A 989-nucleotide genomic window follows, 5' to 3' on the forward strand; every position below is an offset into this window, starting at 1 on the left:
ACTTTCAGTCTTACTGCAGGTACTACTGCTTATACAGGAACAGAACGCGATGATACCTTCAATGCGGTAGTTTCAGCAGATTCTGGTTCTTCAACATTAACAGAATCAGTGAGTATTGATGGAGGAAATGGAACAGATACATTGAATGTTGATTTAGCTTCTTCATTCGCTGGTTTAAATGAATCTGGTGCAGGTATTATCCTTGAAAAACTTGCTCTTAGAAACACAGTTGCAGATCAGCTTGATTTCTCTATGCAAAACTTCAAAGGAGTTCATCTTGTGAATGTAGAGGGAACAGCAGGTGTTAACCTTACAAATGTAACACATGCAAATAACCTTGAAGTGAACTACAAGAATGTAAAAACTTCAGAAACAAGCATTACTTTTAACACAGAATTAACAGGTGCTGATGATAGACTCTCTATTGGCTTAGATTCAGTGGGTGCTGCTTCTACTCTTGATGTGAATGGAACAACAACAGTCAATGTCGATGGAATTGATAAGGTCACTCTTAACCTCAATAATCAAAACTTCGTTAATATTTCTTCAGCTACACTCTCAGAAATGACAATCGGTGGAACAGGTAGCCTTGAGACAACTCTAAGCAATACTCTTGAAGTCTTCAATGGTGCTGCTGCTAGAGGTAACCTTACAATTGACGCTTCTAATGCATCAAGCCTTAAAGATTTCTCAACAGGTGCAGGGAATGATAAAGTGATCTTAAATGTTGATAACCTTGCAATCAACACAACTATCAATACAGGTGCTGGTTTAGATACACTCACTTTAACAGGTGATGCTGGACAATCTGTTGTCTATGACATTAACTCTGTAGAAAAGCTAGTTGCACAAACTGGTATCACTATGGATTTAACAGGAAGAAGTGCAGCATTGAGTGATGTTGAGATTAATTTTGATAGTGGTGCTGGAACATTAACTAATGCAGATAAATTCTATCTTGTTGGTTTAGGAGCTAAGAATCTTAATAT

General features: G+C 37.4%; 1 protein-coding gene. It reads left to right on the plus strand.

Features of this window, described 5'->3' with window-relative positions:
• A partial coding sequence (locus CCZ01_RS10575; protein ID WP_181566400.1) for a hypothetical protein occupies window positions 1-989 on the plus strand: 989 nt, incomplete at both ends.

This window comes from Helicobacter monodelphidis (assembly GCF_003288845.1).
Classification (GTDB): Bacteria; Campylobacterota; Campylobacteria; order Campylobacterales; family Helicobacteraceae; genus NHYN01.